The sequence below is a fragment of the Caldimonas thermodepolymerans genome, assembly GCF_015476235.1.
Lineage (GTDB): Bacteria > Pseudomonadota > Gammaproteobacteria > Burkholderiales > Burkholderiaceae_C > Caldimonas > Caldimonas thermodepolymerans.
This window is the reverse complement of sequence record NZ_CP064338.1, coordinates 3,498,059-3,514,130: the sequence shown is the minus strand read 5'-3', so window position 1 is coordinate 3,514,130 and position 16,072 is coordinate 3,498,059. Positions and strand designations below refer to the sequence as shown.

Sequence of the window (16,072 nt, the reverse complement as noted above, 5' to 3'; positions counted from 1 at the left end):
TCGTCGTCCGTGCTCGATGGTCGGGTGGCGACTCAGGTCTTGCCGCGCGGTTTCGCGCCGCGGGGGCGCGCGCCGGATCTCGTCGTCTTGCGGGCCGCGGCCGGGGCCTCAGGCTCCAGCGTCTGGCGCAGCGCGCTTTCGGCGGCGTGCATCGACTGCTGCATCAGGTCGGTCGCCATCTTGCCGGCCGCCTCGGTCGCAGTGTTCCTGAACGCCTCGTTCATCGTGTTGGCCGCGAGCGTGCCGAACTGCTGGGTCAGGGCGTTCCACCACTGCATCGGGTCGACCGGCCCGGTGCCTGCGGCGCCGGGCTCGGCCGCCGGCGCCGGGGCCTGCGCGGCCTTGCGCGCCGCGCGTTTCCTGGCCGTCGGCGGGGGCTCGGGAGCGGGCGACGGTGCGGCGGCGGGCGTCCTGACCTGCAGCGATTCGCGCAGCGTCTCGAGCGGCACGTTCATCGACTGCAGGGTCGACAGCGTCATGCGCTGCACCTCCATCGCCTGGATGGTGGTGCCGAGCATGCGCGCGTTCTGTTCCAGCCAGAACTGCACCGCGCGCAGCTCGCCGATGCGCTTGTCGAGTTCTTCCGGGTCCAGCGTCGGCGCGACCCACTGGGTGAAGCTGGGCAGCGCCGTGCCGGCGTTCTTGACCAGGTCCTGCAGGAAGTCGAAGCCGGGTACCAGCTTGCCGATGCCTTGCAGCGGGTCGTTCATGGAAGGCCTCCTTGTCCGGTTCTGGCCGATTGTGCGTCGCGCCGGCGGCTGCGGCCAGCGGGTGGATCAACGCGCTCCCAGGTCCACCGTCAGCACGTCGCCGCGCTGCTGCAGCGACAGGCGCCCCAGCACGTCCATGCCGAGCAAGGCGTGCTCCAGGTCGGGCAGCACCACGACGCGCAGCTGGCGCGCCTCGATGCCGCCTTCGAGGCTCACGTCGGCGCGTGCCTGCGCGCCCGAGACCACGCCCCCGGCGGTACTCGACATCACCCGGCCCGATTCCTGCAAGCCCGCCTGGCGGGCGAGCGAGCGGGGCAGCGCGGTGCGGGTGGCGCCGGTGTCGACGAGGAAGTCGACCGCCACGCCGTTGACCCGGCCCGGCCAGTGGTAGTGGCCGTCGCCGGCGCGGCGCAGCGTCACGGTGTCGCCGTGCCACTCGAAGCGGGTGCGCTGCTCGCGTGCTTCGAGTGCCCGGAACCCGAGGAAGACCACCAGGCCGAGCAGCGCCCAGACGGTCACGATCTTGAGGGTGCGGGGGAAGTCACTCATGATGCAATGGTGGCGCAGGACTCAGGCACCATATCAGGCCACGCACAGGAGCAGACAGACATGGGACCGATCCGACTCCAGTCGCACCTCAAGTCGCTAGGCGACGGCCTGACGGTGCGACGCCTGCTGCCTGCGGCGGAGGCGCGCGCGGTGGGGCCGTTCGTGTTCTTCGACCACATCGGCCCGGCCGACTTCGGGCCCGGCCAGGGGATGGACGTGCGACCGCATCCGCACATCGGGCTGGCGACCGTGACCTACCTGTTCGAGGGTGCCATCCTGCACCGCGACAGCCTGGGCAGCGTGCGCGAGATCTTGCCGGGCGAGGTCAACTGGATGGTCGCCGGGCGCGGCATCGTGCATTCGGAGCGCACGCCTGCCGAGCTGCGTGCCGCCGGCCACCGCCTGCACGGCATCCAGACCTGGGTGGCACTGCCGCTGGCCGAGGAGGAGGCGGCGCCGTCCTTCCTGCACGTGGGGGCCGACGAGCTGCCGCTGATCGAGGCGCACGGCGTGCAGCTGCGCGTGATCGCGGGCGAAGCCTTCGGCCGGCGCTCGCCGGTGCCGGTGCCCGGCCCGACGCTGTACGTGGCGGTCGAGATGCCGTTCGGCAGCAGCATCGAGGTGCCGCCCGACCATCCCGAGCAGGCGCTCTACGTGGCGTCCGGCTCGGTCAGCGTCGACGGCGAGCCGGTGGACACCGGCGAGATGCTGGTGCTGCCTGCGCGCCCGGTGCGCCTGCGGGCGCTGGAACGTGCCCAGGCGGTGCTGGTCGGCGGCGAGCCGCTGGACCTGGGCGCCGAGAACACGCCGCAGCAGCCGCGCCACATGCGCTGGAACTTCGTCTCCAGCCGCCAGGCACGCATCGACGAGGCGGTCGCTGCCTGGAGCCGGCAGGATGCGGCGGCCTTCCCGCCGGTGCCGGGGGAGACCGGGTTCATCCCCTATCCCTGACGTCACGTCGTTCCCGGGGCCCCCAACGAAAAACGGCCCCCGCAGGGGCCGTTCGTCTTCCGGTGTCCGCGGGGGCGGAGATCAGAAGTTGTGGCGGATGCCGACGCCGAACGAGCTGAAGTTGTCGCCCGGGGTGGTGACGTTGTAAGCCGCCGCGTCGTCGTTGCTCACGCGGGTGTACAGGGCGTACAGCTTGGTGCGCTTGGACAGGTTGTAGTTGTAGGCCAGGGTGAACTGCTTGGCGCCGGAGTCGTCCAGGTCGTCCCAGTCGCCGGCGATGCCGACGTTGGCGTGGAACTCGGAGGCACCGACGGTGTACATGGCCGACAGGCGGAAGTTGTTGCGCTTGCCCAGGAACTCGACGTCGTCACGCTCGTAGTAGCCGCCGAAGGTGAAGTCACCCATCTCGTACAGGCCACGGATCACGAACAGCTTGTCTTCGCCGCTCTTGACGTAGCCGCCGCCCAGGTGCAGGGGGCCTTCGTCATAGTTGACGGCCAGGTCCCAGCTGTTGTTGCCGGCTTGCTCGCGCAGCGTGAACTGCACTTCGGCGGTCAGGCCGTTGTAGCTGGGCGTCTTGTAGGCGATCTTGTTGGCGTCGCGCTCGTTGACGTACGCATACAGCGCGTCGGCCGACGAACCCGTGTCGTGGTTGTGCAGGCTGACGTAGTCGGCCGAAGCGAAGTACGTGGCGCTCGGGGTGTTGCCCAGGCGGACGGTACCGAAGCTGCCGGTCAGGCCGACCCAGCTTTCACGGGCCCAGAAGCCGTTGCCGTGGGTGGCGGCGCCGTCATCGCTGTTGAAGCCGTGCTCCAGCTGGAAGATGGCCTTCAGGCCGCCGCCCAGGTCCTCGGTACCCATGAAGCCGATACGCGAGGAGTTGTTGAACACACCGCTGACCTTGGTGTCGCCATCCTTCTGGCGCTCGATGCTGGTGTTCAGACGACCGTAGATGGTCACGTCGCTTTGCGCGAAGGCGGGAGCGGCGAAGGCGCCAGCGATGGCAGCCGCAAGAGCAATGCGTTTCATGTAGTGGTTTCCTTGATAGGGGGAACGGGACGCGGCGCCATCGCGAGGCACGGGGCATCGGTCGGGCCGTGACGGAAAATTGTAAGAAGGAACAACGCGACCCTTGGTGAAATTCACCAGTTGACCGGCGTCAAACGGCGAATCTGACGCGTGGACACAACACTCGGGCGGAGAAGGCACCGGCGCGGTGCGCTGGCTCACTGCAGCGGTGCGACGTCCTGCTCGATCGCGCCGAACATGCTCTGCCCGTCGGGGCCCTTCATCTCGATCAGGATCGAGTCGCCGGGGCGCAGGTACTCGGTCTTTGCCGCGCCGTGCTGCAGGATCTCCTGGGCGCGCCGGGTCGCGATGCAGGCGTGGCCGCGCGAGGACTCGGCGTTGGCCACCGGGCCGCTGCCGACGATGGTGCCGGCCGCCACCGGCCGTGTCCGGCACAGGTGGGCGATCAGCTGGCCGAAGTGGAAGTGCATCTCCGGCCCGGTCTCGCACAGGCCGAAGCGCTTGCCGTTGCACTGGACCTGCAGCGTCAGGTGCACCCGCCCGCCCTGCCAGGCCGCGCCCAGCTCGTCGGGCGTGACGGCCACCGGGGCGAACGCGGTGGCCGGGCGGCCTTGCAGCACGGCGGCGCTGCGCGCGCGCTCGGCGTCGGCCACCGCGGGCAGCGTCACGGCATTGGCCAGCATCAGCAGGCGCACGCCTTCGAGCGCTTCCTCGGGCGAGACGCCGCGCGCGACGTCGCCGGTCACCACCGCGAGCTGCGCGCCCAGGTCGACGGCCGTCGCCTCGCCGGGCGCCTCGATGTCGTCGCAGGGGCCGAGGAAGCCGTCGCTGGCACCGTGCTGCATCGCGGGCACCTGGCGGCTGCCCTCCGGCAGCTCCGCGCCGCGGGCCCGGGCCGTCAGCTCCAGGTAGGGCAGGTAGGCCGCGGCCTCGACCCACTGGCAGGCGCGCGGCAGCGGCGCCATGCACATCGCCGGGTCGAACGGGAAGGCGTGCCGCGCCTTGCCGTGGTTCAGCGCCTCGTACAGGTCCTGCAGCTGCGGCGACAGGAAATTCCAGTCGTCCAGCACCTGTTGCAGCCGGGTCGCGATCCCGCTCGCATAATGAGCCATGCTCAAGTCCCTGGAGACGACGACCAGATGGCCGTCGCGCGAACCGTCCTTGTAGGTGGCAAGCTTCATGTGCGTGGCGGAGGAATTCCTGCGAGCTGGCGATTGTATTGAGGGCGCGGCGCCGGCCGCGGGCCTGGCATCGCCCGCCCGGCGCCGGCTGCTGGGGTTGCTGGCCGGCGGCTGCGCCGGCCTGGCCTTGCCGGTGCGGGCGGCTGCGTCGTCGGGGCCCGAGGTCTACCCGACCCGGGTGCCGCCGCCGTTTTCCCATGCCTACACGCTGCGGCGCGGCCTCCTGGGCGGCACCGGCGAGATCGCCTGGCAGCCGCAAGGCTCGGCCTACCGGCTGCGGCTGGAGGGGAAGGTGGCGCTGTTCGGCGCGGTGCTGACGCAGGTCAGCGAGGGCCGGATCGACGCCTCGGGGCTGGCGCCGCTGCGCTTCATCGACCGGCGGCTGCGGCGCCCCGAGCGCAGCGCGGTGTTCGACCGCGAGGCCGGGCGGATCAGCTTCACCGGCCGCACCACCACCCAGCCGGTCGTGCCGGGGGTGCAGGACCGCCTGAGCTGGATGATCCAGCTGCCCGCGATCGCCGAGGCCGACCCGCAGCGTGTGCGCGCCGGCGCCGCGGTGCGCCTGATGGTGGTCAGCGCCAAGGGCGACGCCAAGGTCTGGACCCTGCGCTCGCGCGGGATGCAGCAGGTCAGCCTGCCGGGCGGCAGCGTCGAGGCCGTGAACCTGGTGCGCGAGTCGGCCGATCCCCGCGACACGGTCGCCGAGGTCTGGCTGGACCCGCAGCGCCATCACCTGCCGGTGCGGGCGCGCATGACCGAGCGCGACGGCGAACCCCTGGAACTGCTGCTGGACGCCTGACCCTGCCGCCGCAGGGCTCAAGTCGCCCCGCTTCCGGCCGACCCGCCAGGGAAGGCCCTGACGGTGCCGGTGGCTTGAAACTTGCGAGACCGTACCCACGTACGCCGCATCGAAGGACCTCCGGGCATCCGCCACGGCGGCCTCTCAGGAAAGGAGCCAGTCCATGCAAATGCTGTACAACTCGGAGAACTTTGCTGTGGTCGAGTTCCAGGTGCCGGCGGCCCCGCCGCAGGCCGGCGAGGAGGGCCCCGCCCTGACGCGCGGCGGATACGAGATCGTCGACAAGTTCAAGCGCAAGGAGATCTACCTCGAAGGCGCGCTGGCCGAGAGCTTCAAGCAGGGGGTCGAGGCGCTGATCGAGGGCTCGCCCACGGTCGAGGACATCGACGCCTACATCGAGCGTTTCACCTCGCTGATGCAGCAGCCGGTCGTGCTGCACTGACCTGACCTGTCCGGCTGCCGTCCCTCGCACGCCGGGCCGCCCGCAGCGCCCCGGCGTTTTGTTTTCCCTGCCTTCCCTTGCGTCCCGTGCTGGGGTATGGTGGCTAGCCCCCCGCAGCCCGCGCGGCCGCGGGGCCTGCCCAGAGGCAACCCCGAACGAGGAGGCGCGCTATGGTCAAACGCCATGCCGAGGCCCGTGTGGTGGCGTCGCCGGGCCTGTCCGACGCCCCGGTGCTGGACCGCATGTGCTCGCATTTCGTGCTGACCCTCGCCTTGCGGCACAGCGGGCGCTTCAACGTGCGGCGCGACTGGAACAGCCTCCTGTCCCTGACCGGCCGGCACCTGGTCTGGCCGGTGTCGGTGCTGGCGCGGCTGCGCCAGTTCCTGGCGCGCCGCTGCGCCGGCAACGAGCTGTGGAAGGGCCACGAGAAGCTCGACGATGCGCGCTTCCTGGAGCGGCACGGCACCTGGCAGGGGCCGTACGAGGAAGGCACGCTGTTCTTCTACATCGACGAATACGTCAAGGATGCGCCCAAGGACCTGCTGGCCGTCCTCGGGGCCACCTGCGAATGGCTGGGGCGCAGCCTGAAGAAGGAATCGACGCTGGTCGAGAAGAACATCGACGCGCTGGCCAGCCGGCTGCAGCTCAACCCGGCCGAGCGCGCGCTGTTGCTGTACGGCACGCTGGCGCGTTACCAGCGCGAGCTGCGCGGGCTGCTGGTCGAGTTCAAGGTCGCCAACGCCCAGGAGGCCTACGCGGTGCTGGCCGAGGTGGCCGGCGTCGACGAGAAGGACGTCGGCGAGGCGCTGCGCGCCGGCTCGCGGCTCGAGCGCATCGGCATGATCGAGAACCTGATCTCGGAGCACAACATCACCGACCTGGCCGACCTGATGAAGGTCTCCGAGCAGCTGCCGCCGGTGCTGATGCGCGAGTACCGCGACGAGACCGAGCTGATGGCCGTGTTCACCCGGCCGGCCGCGCCGAGCGAGCTGACCCTGGAGGACTTCCAGTACGTGGCCGAGGACGCGCAGGTGCTGGTGGCCCTGCTGCGCAACGCGGTGGCGCACAAGGAACCGGGGGTCAACATCCTGCTCTACGGGCCGCCGGGCACCGGCAAGACCGAGCTGGCCAAGGTGGTGGCCCAGGCGGCCGGGCTGGAGCTGTACGAGGTCGAGTACGCCGACCGCGACGGCAACTCGCTGTCCGGGCGCGACCGCTACCGCTCGCTGCAGATCAGCCATGTGTTCCTCAAGGGCAGCCCCAATGTCGCGCTGCTGTTCGACGAGGTCGAGGACGTGTTCCCGCCGATCAACACCGACACCGCGCAGCTGATGGCGCGGCTGGAAGCCGGCGACGGCATGCCCAACGGCTCGGTCAGCGGCAAGGCCTGGGTCAACCAGGTGCTCGAGAGCAACCCGGTGCCGGTGATCTGGGTCACCAACCGCATCGAGCAGATCGACCCGGCGTTCCGGCGCCGCTTCCAGTACCACCTGGAGCTGAAGTCGCCGCCGCCCGGCGCGCGCGAGGCGCTGGTCGCCAAGGCCTTGAGCGGCGCCAAGGTGAGCCCGGAGTTCGTCGCCCGCCTGGCCGCGCGCAAGGCGCTGACGCCGGCGCAGATCCGCACCGCGGTGCGCTTTGCCCAGCTGGCCGGCGGGGACGGCACGCCCGACGTGGAGCGGTTGATCGAGCGCCAGCTCGCCAATGCGGACAAGGCCCTGGGCAACACCGGCGGCGAGCGCGGCGCCCGCCCGGTGGTCACGCGCTACGACCTGGGCCTGATCCACACCGAGTCGCGCTTCGAGGTGCCGCGCATCATCGAGGCGCTGCGCCGCAAGGGCTTCGGCACGCTGTGCTTCCACGGGCCGCCCGGCACCGGCAAGACCGCGCTGGCCGAGTACATCGCCGGCGAGCTGCAGCAGCCGCTGATGGTGCGCCAGGCCTCGGACCTGGTCAGCAAGTACGTCGGCGAGACCGAGCAGAACATGGCGCGCATGTTCGAGGAGGCCGAGGCCGAGCACGCGGTGCTGCTGCTCGACGAGGCCGACAGCTTCCTGCGCAGCCGCCGCCTGGCCGAGCGCAACTACGAGGTCAGCGAGGTCAACGAGATGCTGCAGGGCATGGAGCGCTATGCCGGCGTGTTCATCTGCACCACCAACCTGTTCGACGAGCTCGACGAGGCGGCGCTGCGCCGCTTCACGTTCAAGATCCGCTTCAAGCCGCTGACCGCCGAGCAGCGCGAGCGCATGTTCGTCGTCGAGGCGCTGGCCGGCGAGGCCGCGGCGCTGACTGCCGAGCAGCGCGACCGGCTGCGCCAGCTGGAGTCGTTGACGCCGGGCGACTTCGCGGCCGTCAAGCGCCAGGTGGACATCCTGGGCGTGGCCTTCGAGCCGGACGAGTTCCTGTCGCAGCTGGAGGCCGAGCATCGCGTCAAGCCCCAGGTGCGGCAGGCCCGCGGGATGGGCTTCCTGCACTGACCGGGGCGCGTCCCCGGGGAACGGATCGGCGCTAGAACTGCGCCCAGGGCAGCCCGTCGTGGCGCCAGCCGTTGACCGTGTTGCGGTGGGCGTGTTCGTCGAGGTCGCCCTCGAAGCCGTGCAGCACGTTGATCACGTCGGTGAAGCCGGCGGCCTCCAGCGCCTCGCCGGCGGCCAGCGACCGGTTGCCCGAGCGGCACAGCAGCATCACCGGGCGCGAGGGCGAGCCGGCCTCGCGCAGCACCTGCTGCACGAACTGCTCCGGCACCGGCTGCATGTCCGGGTACTCGTACCAGGCGATGTGCACGATGCCGGGCGGGTGACCGACGTACAGGTATTCGATTTCCATGCGGACGTCGACGAACAGCACGTCCGGGTGGGCCTGCAGCAGTTCCCAGGCCTGTCGGGGGGTGAGGTGTTTCATAAGCCGGGCGTGATTGTCCTGCATGCGGCGCACGCCACGGCGGGACGCCACGACACGCCGGCCGTCAGGGGCTTTGGGGCGCTGCCTACAATCGCGGCATGAACGCCCGTCCCTACACCCGTGCCCAGCAGCTGCCCGAGATCCTCCAGCAGCGCATCGTCGTGCTCGACGGTGCGATGGGCACCATGATCCAGCGCTACAAGCTGTCCGAGGCCGACTACCGCGGCAGCCGCTTCGCGGGCCATCCCAAGGACCTGAAGGGCAACAACGAGCTGCTGGTCTTCACGCGGCCGGACGTGATCCGCGAGATCCACGAGCGCTACCTGGACGCCGGCGCGGACATCATCGAGACCAACACCTTCGGCGCCACCCGCGTCGCGCAGGAGGACTACGGCCTGCCGCAGCTGGCGCGCGAGATGAACGTCGAGGCGGCGCGCCTGGCCAGGACGGCCTGCGAGAAGTACGCCACGGCCGACAAGCCGCGCTTCGTCGCCGGCGCCTTCGGGCCGACGCCGCGCACCGCGAGCATCAGCCCCGACGTCAACGACCCGGGCGCGCGCAACGTCACCTTCGACGAGCTGAAGGAGGCCTACTACGAGCAGGCCGAGGGCCTGCTCGAAGGCGGCGCCGACCTGTTCCTGGTCGAGACCATCTTCGACACGCTCAACGCCAAGGCGGCGATCTTCGCGATCGACGAGCTGTTCGAGGCCACCGGCGAGCGCCTGCCGGTGATCATCTCCGGCACCGTCACCGACGCCTCGGGGCGCATCCTCTCCGGGCAGACGGTGGGCGCCTTCTGGCATTCGGTGCGCCATGCCCGGCCGCTGGCCGTGGGCCTGAACTGCGCGCTCGGCGCGGCGCTGATGCGCCCGTACATCGAGGAGCTGTCGAAGATCGCCGGCGACACCTACATCAGCTGCTACCCGAACGCCGGCCTGCCCAACCCGATGAGCGACACCGGCTTCGACGAGACGCCGCCGATCACCGCCGGGCTGATGGAGGACTTCGCCAAGGCCGGGTTCCTCAACATCGTCGGCGGCTGCTGCGGCACCACGCCCGAGCACATCGCCGAGATCGCCAAGCGCGTCAGCCGCTACCAGCCGCGCTGCCGGCACGAGGCGATGTTCACCGGCCTGCTGGCCACCTCCTGAAAAGACGAAGCCCCGGACGGGGCCGGGGCTGGGTCGGGGCGTGGCCGAGGCTAGCGTGCGGCGGTGGCGCGGCGCGCCGAGACCGTGATCTCCACGTCCGTGCCGTCGGCGCCGGCCTCGACGCCGGCGAAGCGTTCGCGCGGCACGCCGCGCGCGATCAGGTAGTCGCGCGTGCTTTCGGCGCGGTCGCGCGCCAGCATCGGGCTGCTGCGACCGTCCCCGGGGGCGGTCACGCGCACCTGGGCACCGGGCTCGTCCTTCACGCCCTGGGCGACGCGGTCCAGCACCGCGGCCAGCGGCGGCTTGACCGCCGAGCGGCGCGGATCGAACGCGTACTTCAGCGGCACCGCCACGCGGTAGCCGTCGTCGACCGCGGCCACCACCACCGGCGTGCCGGCCAGCTCGCGCGCCAGGCGGTGGCGCTGCGCGTCCAGCGACGCGCCGCCGAGGCCCGGGAACAGCGAGCCGCCGGTGCTGCCGCAGCCGGCCAGCAGCACGCTGCCGGCCAGCAGCCAGGCCGCGCGGGACAGGGCCATGCGCATCACGTCCGGCCCGCCTTCAGCGGTTCTGCGCCACGCTCTCGGGCTCGGCGACGTAGATCTCCACGCGCCGGTTCTGCGCCCGGCCGGCCTCGGTGTCGTTGGAGGCGACCGGCTCGCGGCTGCCGCGGCCGTCGATCGCGATGCGCGAGGCGGCCACGCCACGGGCCACCAGGTAGTCGCGCGTGGCGGCGGCGCGGTCCAGCGACAGCGGGTTGTTGATCGCGTCGGTGCCGGTGCTGTCGGTGTGGCCGATGATGCTGATCACGGTGGCGCTGTGGTCGCGCATGCTCTGCGCGAAGCTGTCGAGCACCCGGGCCAGCTGCGGCTTCACGGTGGCGCGACCGACGTCGAAGCCGGCGTCGCTCGGGATCTGCACCTTGATGCGGTTGTCGGCGGTGCGCTCGACGTCGATGCCAGTGCCCTGCGTGGCCTGCTCCATCCGGGCCTTCTGCTCTTCCATGCGCTTGGACCAGATGTAGCCCCCCAGCGCGCCGACCGCGGCGCCCGCGGCCGCCCCGGTGGCGGCGCTCTTGCCCTTGTTGCCTCCGGCCGTCGCCACGCCGATCAGCGCACCGGCCGCAGCGCCGATGCCGGCGCCCTTGGCCGTGTTGCTCTGGGTTTCCGTCATGTTCGCGCAACCGCTGGCCAGCACGGCCAGGGCGGCGATCGCGGCGATGGAGTTTTTCATGCGAGCTCCTTTTCTCATCGTTAGAAGTGCGAGCACTCATTGCAGCCCAAGCCAGGGCGGCGGGCAAGCGCCGTTGCGTGAGAAATGTAACAAGCTCGCGCCGGGGCATGCCGTTGCCGCGAAGACGGAAAGTGTGTGCACACATGTTGTGCGATGGCAGGTGACAGACCCGCATCCTCGCCCGGTTCACGGCCTGCCGGCAGCATCGGCGGGCGTGCCGGGGCGGCGCCTGCGGCTGGCGTAGAATGGCGGCCTTCTCCAAGGAGCGTTGCAGCGCCGCGCGGGACGCGAGAAACCGCCGGCGTCAGGCTTGGATCCATTCGTTTGCAACGACGCTCACCCCGCGCCACGGGTGAGCCGTGGCCGTCGACCTGCTTGAGGCCATGACCGAGACCACCGCCCCTGCTGCCACCCGTCCCGTTCCCCCGATGCGCCTGTCCGGCCTGGAGCCGGTGACCATCGGCGAAGGGCACCTGTTCATCAACATCGGCGAGCGCACCAACGTCACCGGCTCCAAGGCGTTCGCGCGCATGATCCTCAACGGCCAGTTCGAGGAGGCGCTGTCGGTCGCCCGCCAGCAGGTCGAGAACGGTGCGCAGATCATCGACGTCAACATGGACGAGGCCATGCTCGACAGCAAGGCCGCGATGATGCGCTTCCTGAACCTGATCGCCTCCGAGCCCGAGATCGCGCGCGTGCCGATCATGATCGACAGCTCCAAGTGGGAGGTGATCGAGGCGGGCCTCAAGTGCATCCAGGGCAAGGGCATCGTCAACTCGATCTCGCTCAAGGAAGGCGAGGCCGAGTTCAAGCGCCAGGCCCGGCTGATCCGCCGCTACGGCGCGGCGGCCGTCGTGATGGCCTTCGACGAGCAGGGCCAGGCCGACACCTTCGAGCGCAAGATCCAGATCTGCGAGCGGGCCTACCGCATCCTGGTCGACGAGGTGGACTTCCCGCCCGAGGACATCATCTTCGACCCCAACATCTTCGCGATCGCCACCGGCATCGAGGAGCACAACAACTACGCGGTCGACTTCATCAACGCGACGCGCTGGATCAAGCAGCACCTGCCGGGCGCCAAGGTCAGCGGCGGCGTGTCCAACGTGAGCTTCAGCTTCCGCGGCAACGAGCCGGTGCGCGAGGCGATCCACACGGTGTTCCTGTACCACGCGATCCAGGCCGGGCTGGACATGGGTATCGTCAACGCCGGGATGATCGGCGTCTACGACGAGCTGGACCCCGAGCTGCGCGAGCGCGTCGAGGACGTGGTGCTCAACCGCCGGCCCGATGCCACCGAGCGGCTGCTGGAGATCGCCGAGCAGGTCAAGGGCGCGGCCAAGGACGACAGCGCCAAGCTCGCCTGGCGCGACGCGCCGGTCGAGGCGCGCCTGAGCCATGCGCTGGTGCACGGCATCACCGACTTCATCGTCGAGGACACCGAGGAGGCCTGGCAGAAGATCAAGGCGGGCGGCGGCCGCCCGCTGCACGTGATCGAGGGGCCGCTGATGGCCGGCATGAACATCGTCGGCGACCTGTTCGGCGCCGGCAAGATGTTCCTGCCGCAGGTGGTCAAGTCCGCGCGGGTGATGAAGCAGGCGGTGGCCCATCTCGTCCCCTACATCGAGGAAGAGAAGCGCCAGCTCCAGGCCGCCGGCGGCGACGTCAAGCCCAAGGGCAAGATCGTGATCGCGACCGTGAAGGGCGACGTGCACGACATCGGCAAGAACATCGTCGCGGTCGTGCTCCAGTGCAACAACTTCGAGGTGGTCAACATGGGCGTGATGGTCCCGTGCCAGGACATCCTCGCCAAGGCGAAGGAAGAGGGCGCGGACATCGTCGGCCTGTCGGGCCTGATCACGCCCAGCCTCGAGGAGATGCAGCACGTCGCCGCCGAGATGCAGCGCGACGAGTACTTCCGCAGCCGCCAGGTCCCGCTGCTGATCGGCGGCGCGACCACCAGCCGCGTGCACACCGCGGTCAAGATCGCGCCGAACTACGACGGTCCCGTCGTCTACGTGCCCGATGCCTCGCGCAGCGTGGGCGTGTGCTCGGACCTGCTGTCCGACGGGAAGGCCGCGAAGTTCATCGCGGACCTGAAGGCCGACTACGAGCGCGTGCGCCAGCTGCATGCGAACAAGAAGCAGACGCCGCTGGTCAGCCTGGCCGAGGCGCGCGCGAACAAGACGCCGATCGACTGGAGCGCCTACACGCCTCCGGCACCGAAGTTCATCGGCCGCCGCGTGTTCCGCAACTACGACCTCGCGGAGCTGGCCCACTACATCGACTGGGGCCCGTTCTTCCAGACCTGGGACCTGGCCGGGCGCTTCCCGGACATCCTGACCGACGAGGTGGTCGGCGAGTCGGCGCGGCGCGTCTACAGCGACGGCCAGCGCATGCTCAAGCGGCTGATCGAGGGCCGCTGGCTGACCGCGCATGCCGTGATCGGGCTGTACCCGGCGCAGCAGGTCAACGACGACGACATCCTGATCTACGCCGACGAGGCGCGCACCCAGCCGCTGATGACCTGGCACGGCCTGCGCATGCAGAGCGAGCGTCCGGTGATCGACGGCGTCAAGCGCCCCAACCGGTGCCTGGCCGACTTCGTCTCGCCGCTCAACAACGACTACGTCGGCCTGTTCGCGGTGACGGCCGGCATCGGTGTCGAGAAGAAGGAACAGGCCTTCCTCGCCGACCACGACGACTATTCGGCCATCATGCTCAAGGCGCTGGCCGACCGGCTCGCCGAGGCGCTGGCCGAGCGCATGCACCAGCGCGTGCGCACCGAGTTCTGGGGCTACGCGCCGGACGAGGCGCTGAGCAACGAGGAGCTGATCGCCGAGAAGTACCAGGGCATCCGCCCGGCGCCCGGTTATCCTGCCTGCCCGGACCACAGCGTCAAGCGCGAGCTGTTCCGCGTGCTGGCCTGCGAGGACATCGGCATGGGACTGACCGAGAGCCTGGCGATGACGCCGGCGGCCAGCGTCAGCGGCTTCTACCTGGCCCACCCGCAGGCGACGTACTTCAACGTCGGCAAGGTGGGGCCGGACCAGATCGAGGACTGGGCGCGCCGCACCGGGCTGCCGGCAGCCGAGGTGCAGCGCTCGCTGTCGAGCCTGCTGTGAGCCGGGGCGGCGGGGCCGCTCAGGCCGCGGCGGGGCGGCGGCTGTCGACGTGCGCGCGGATCAATGCGTGCGTGTCGCGGCGCGTCTGCAGGCCCGGCACGCCCAGCAGCCGCAGGCGCAGCAGGCCGGTCAGGAACACCAGCGTGTCGAGGGCGGCGATGCGCGGCGACAGGCCAGGACGCAGCTGCCCGGCGCGCTGCGCGGCCTGGTAGGTCTGTTGCAGCTTGGCGACACATTCCTCGCAGTTGAGCGCATACTCGGCCAGGTCGCGCTGCATCTCGCCGACGAACTCGCACTTGAAGTTGAGGATCTCCATCGTGTCGCGCATGCAGGGGTTGTCGCTCAGGAGATCGGCGAACTGCACCAGGAAGTTGCGCACCCGCTCCAGCGGCTCGGTGGACGGGTCCGACAGCAGCGTGTAATCCATACGGTCTGCCAGGGGAACCGTGACTTCCTGGCGCATTGCCTTGAACAATTCCTCCTTGTTCGCGAAGTGCCAGTAAATCGCCCCTCGGGTCAGGCCCGCGGCCTGGGCGATCTGCTCCAGGCTGGTGTTGCCGACGCCCTGCTCATGGAACGTCTTGCGCGCAGCAGCGAGGATGCTGCGGCGGGTCTGCTCGGCTTCTTCCTTGGTGCGTCGAACCATGGGGGCGTCTTGAAAAGAACCTCAAACATACATACAGGAATGTATGTATCATAGCCCGCTTGCAGCACCCGCATCCCGATACCGCACTTGATCGCCGTCAGATGACGGCTTTGTCGTCTTTTTTCCTCTGCCCAGGCTCATCCATGGCTCATCCGTATCGTTCTTCCGTGGCGGCCGCCTCGCCTGACGCGCCGCGCACGCTGGCACCGCGCCTGTCCTTCGTGTTCGCCTCGCTCGCCGCACTGGCGCTGGTGGCATGCAGCCCGGGGTCGTCCCAGCCGCAGGGGCCGGGCGGGCCGGGGGCAGGGGGGGCGCCGCAGGCGATGCCGGTCGGCGTGCGCACCGTGCAGCTGCAGACCGTGCCGGTGACGCTGGAGGCCGTCGGCCGCGCCGAAGGCTCCAAGGAAGTGCAGGTGCAGGCGCGCGTCAGCGGCCTGCTCGAGCGCCAGGTCTACCAGGAAGGCGAGCGGGTCAAGGCCGGCGCGCCGATGTACTACATCGAGCGCGCGCCGTTCGAGATCGCGCTCGCCCAGGCCAAGGCCACGCTGGCGCAGCAGGCCGCGCAGCTGGAGCAGGCGCGCCGCGAGGAGCAGCGCCTCAAGCCGCTGGCCGAGCAGCAGGCCATCAGCCAGCGCGAATACGACGACGCGACCTCCGCGCTGCGCCTGGCCGAAGCCGCCGTGGCCCAGGCCCAGGCCCAGGTGCGCCAGGCCGAGCTGAACCTGTCGTACACGGTGGTCCATGCACCGATCTCGGGCATCAGCGGCCGCTCGCTGCAGTCCGAGGGCAGCCTGGTGACGCCCGGCGTCAACGGCCTGCTGACCACCATCACGCAGACCGACCCGATCTGGGTGCGCTTCTCGTTCAACGAGAACGAGCTGTCGCGCCTGCAGTCGGCGCGCGAGGCCAAGGTCAGCCTGCTCGACAGCGAAGGCAGGCTGCTGATGGAAGGCGGCCGGCTCAACTTCGCCGGCTCCACGGTCGACCCCCAGACCGGCACCGTGCAGCTGCGCGCCTCGTTCCCCAACCCGCAGCTGAAGATCCTGCCCGGCCAGTTCGTGCGCGCGCAGGTGGTGGCCGGCGAGACCGAGGCGTTCACCGTGCCGCAGTCGGCCGTGGTGCAGTCCGAGCAGGGCCGCATGGTGTGGACCATCGTGGACGGCAAGGCCACGCCCACGCCGGTGGAGCTGGGTGGCTGGAGCGGTTCCGACTGGATCGTGCGCCAGGGCCTCAAGCCCGGCGACCAGGTCATCATCGACAACCTCATGAAGCTGCGTCCGGGCGCGCCGGTCGTCGCGCAGGGGGCGGCACCGGCCGCGCCCGCGGCCTCCGAGCCGGCCTCGGCGGCTTCTGAATAAGGGAAG

Annotated in this window: 15 protein-coding genes and 1 riboswitch; of the genes, 7 read left to right on the top strand and 8 right to left on the bottom strand. The window is 70.2% G+C overall.

Going from position 1 to position 16,072, the window contains the following annotated elements; translation table 11 throughout:
- Nucleotides 1–32: 32 nt before the first annotated feature.
- Nucleotides 33–710: a PhaM family polyhydroxyalkanoate granule multifunctional regulatory protein gene (locus IS481_RS16620; protein WP_104356283.1), complete on the bottom strand. Its 678-nt coding sequence runs from the start codon at nt 708–710 to the stop codon at nt 33–35.
- Nucleotides 711–776: 66 nt separating this feature from the next.
- Nucleotides 777–1,259, bottom strand: coding sequence for a retropepsin-like aspartic protease family protein (locus IS481_RS16615; protein WP_104356282.1), 483 nt, complete (start codon nt 1,257–1,259; stop codon nt 777–779).
- A 60-nt stretch (nt 1,260–1,319) separates the two neighbouring features.
- Here IS481_RS16615 and IS481_RS16610 point away from each other — a divergent pair, with 60 nt between their 5' ends.
- Entirely contained in the window at nt 1,320–2,210 is an 891-nt protein-coding gene (locus IS481_RS16610) for a pirin family protein (RefSeq protein WP_104356281.1), read from the top strand.
- Nucleotides 2,211–2,291: 81 nt separating this feature from the next.
- Here IS481_RS16610 and IS481_RS16605 read toward each other — a convergent pair whose 3' ends face one another.
- Together IS481_RS16605 and IS481_RS16600 are read right to left on the bottom strand one after the other, a co-directional pair.
- The gene (locus IS481_RS16605; RefSeq protein ID WP_104356280.1) at nt 2,292–3,239 is read right to left on the bottom strand and encodes a porin; all 948 of its coding nucleotides are present in this window, start codon (nt 3,237–3,239) and stop codon (nt 2,292–2,294) included.
- A gap of 197 nt (nt 3,240–3,436) precedes the next feature.
- The gene (locus tag IS481_RS16600; protein WP_104356279.1) at nt 3,437–4,420 is read right to left on the bottom strand and encodes a fumarylacetoacetate hydrolase family protein; all 984 of its coding nucleotides are present in this window, start codon (nt 4,418–4,420) and stop codon (nt 3,437–3,439) included.
- On the opposite strand from IS481_RS16600, the gene IS481_RS16595 reads away from it, so the two are divergent.
- The 3 genes from IS481_RS16595 (at nt 4,419) to IS481_RS16585 (ending at nt 8,135) form a co-directional block, all read left to right on the top strand.
- Nucleotides 4,419–5,219, top strand: a complete 801-nt coding sequence (locus tag IS481_RS16595; protein WP_104356278.1) for a DUF3108 domain-containing protein — start codon at nt 4,419–4,421, stop codon at nt 5,217–5,219. The two genes, IS481_RS16600 and IS481_RS16595, sit on opposite strands and share 2 nt — an antisense overlap.
- Before the next feature lie 163 nt (nt 5,220–5,382).
- Entirely contained in the window at nt 5,383–5,661 is a 279-nt protein-coding gene (locus tag IS481_RS16590) for a BTH_I0359 family protein (RefSeq protein WP_104356277.1), read from the top strand.
- Between the two features lie 170 nt (nt 5,662–5,831).
- Nucleotides 5,832–8,135 carry an ATP-binding protein gene (locus IS481_RS16585; RefSeq protein ID WP_104356276.1) on the top strand — a complete coding sequence of 768 codons (2,304 nt, stop codon included), beginning with the start codon at nt 5,832–5,834 and terminating at the stop codon, nt 8,133–8,135.
- Nucleotides 8,136–8,166: 31 nt separating this feature from the next.
- Here IS481_RS16585 and IS481_RS16580 read toward each other — a convergent pair whose 3' ends face one another.
- A complete protein-coding gene (locus tag IS481_RS16580) occupies nt 8,167–8,559 on the bottom strand; it encodes a rhodanese-like domain-containing protein (RefSeq protein WP_104356275.1) in 393 nt (130 codons plus the stop codon).
- Nucleotides 8,560–8,657: 98 nt separating this feature from the next.
- On the opposite strand from IS481_RS16580, the gene IS481_RS16575 reads away from it, so the two are divergent.
- Nucleotides 8,658–9,710, top strand: coding sequence for a homocysteine S-methyltransferase family protein (locus IS481_RS16575; RefSeq protein WP_104356274.1), 1,053 nt, complete (start codon nt 8,658–8,660; stop codon nt 9,708–9,710).
- A gap of 50 nt (nt 9,711–9,760) precedes the next feature.
- Here IS481_RS16575 and IS481_RS16570 read toward each other — a convergent pair whose 3' ends face one another.
- Both IS481_RS16570 and IS481_RS16565 read right to left on the bottom strand, forming a co-directional pair.
- Nucleotides 9,761–10,246: an OmpA family protein gene (locus IS481_RS16570; protein WP_165908669.1), complete on the bottom strand. Its 486-nt coding sequence runs from the start codon at nt 10,244–10,246 to the stop codon at nt 9,761–9,763.
- 22 nt (nt 10,247–10,268) lie between these two features.
- A complete protein-coding gene (locus tag IS481_RS16565) occupies nt 10,269–10,940 on the bottom strand; it encodes a YiaD family glycine zipper/OmpA-like lipoprotein (RefSeq protein WP_104356272.1) in 672 nt (223 codons plus the stop codon).
- A 254-nt stretch (nt 10,941–11,194) separates the two neighbouring features.
- Nucleotides 11,195–11,285, top strand: a riboswitch (S-adenosyl-L-homocysteine riboswitch).
- A 38-nt stretch (nt 11,286–11,323) separates the two neighbouring features.
- On the opposite strand from IS481_RS16565, the gene metH reads away from it, so the two are divergent.
- Nucleotides 11,324–14,062, top strand: coding sequence for a methionine synthase (gene metH, locus IS481_RS16560; protein ID WP_104356424.1), 2,739 nt, complete (start codon nt 11,324–11,326; stop codon nt 14,060–14,062).
- A gap of 19 nt (nt 14,063–14,081) precedes the next feature.
- Here metH and IS481_RS16555 read toward each other — a convergent pair whose 3' ends face one another.
- Nucleotides 14,082–14,708 (bottom strand): TetR family transcriptional regulator, encoded by a 627-nt coding sequence (locus tag IS481_RS16555; RefSeq protein WP_104356271.1) that lies wholly within the window; start codon nt 14,706–14,708, stop codon nt 14,082–14,084.
- A 143-nt stretch (nt 14,709–14,851) separates the two neighbouring features.
- Between IS481_RS16555 and IS481_RS16550 the strand changes: the two genes are divergently transcribed.
- On the top strand, nt 14,852–16,066 hold the full coding sequence (locus IS481_RS16550) for an efflux RND transporter periplasmic adaptor subunit (RefSeq protein WP_104356270.1): 1,215 nt from the start codon (nt 14,852–14,854) through the stop codon (nt 16,064–16,066).
- Nucleotides 16,067–16,072: the final 6 nt, after the last annotated feature.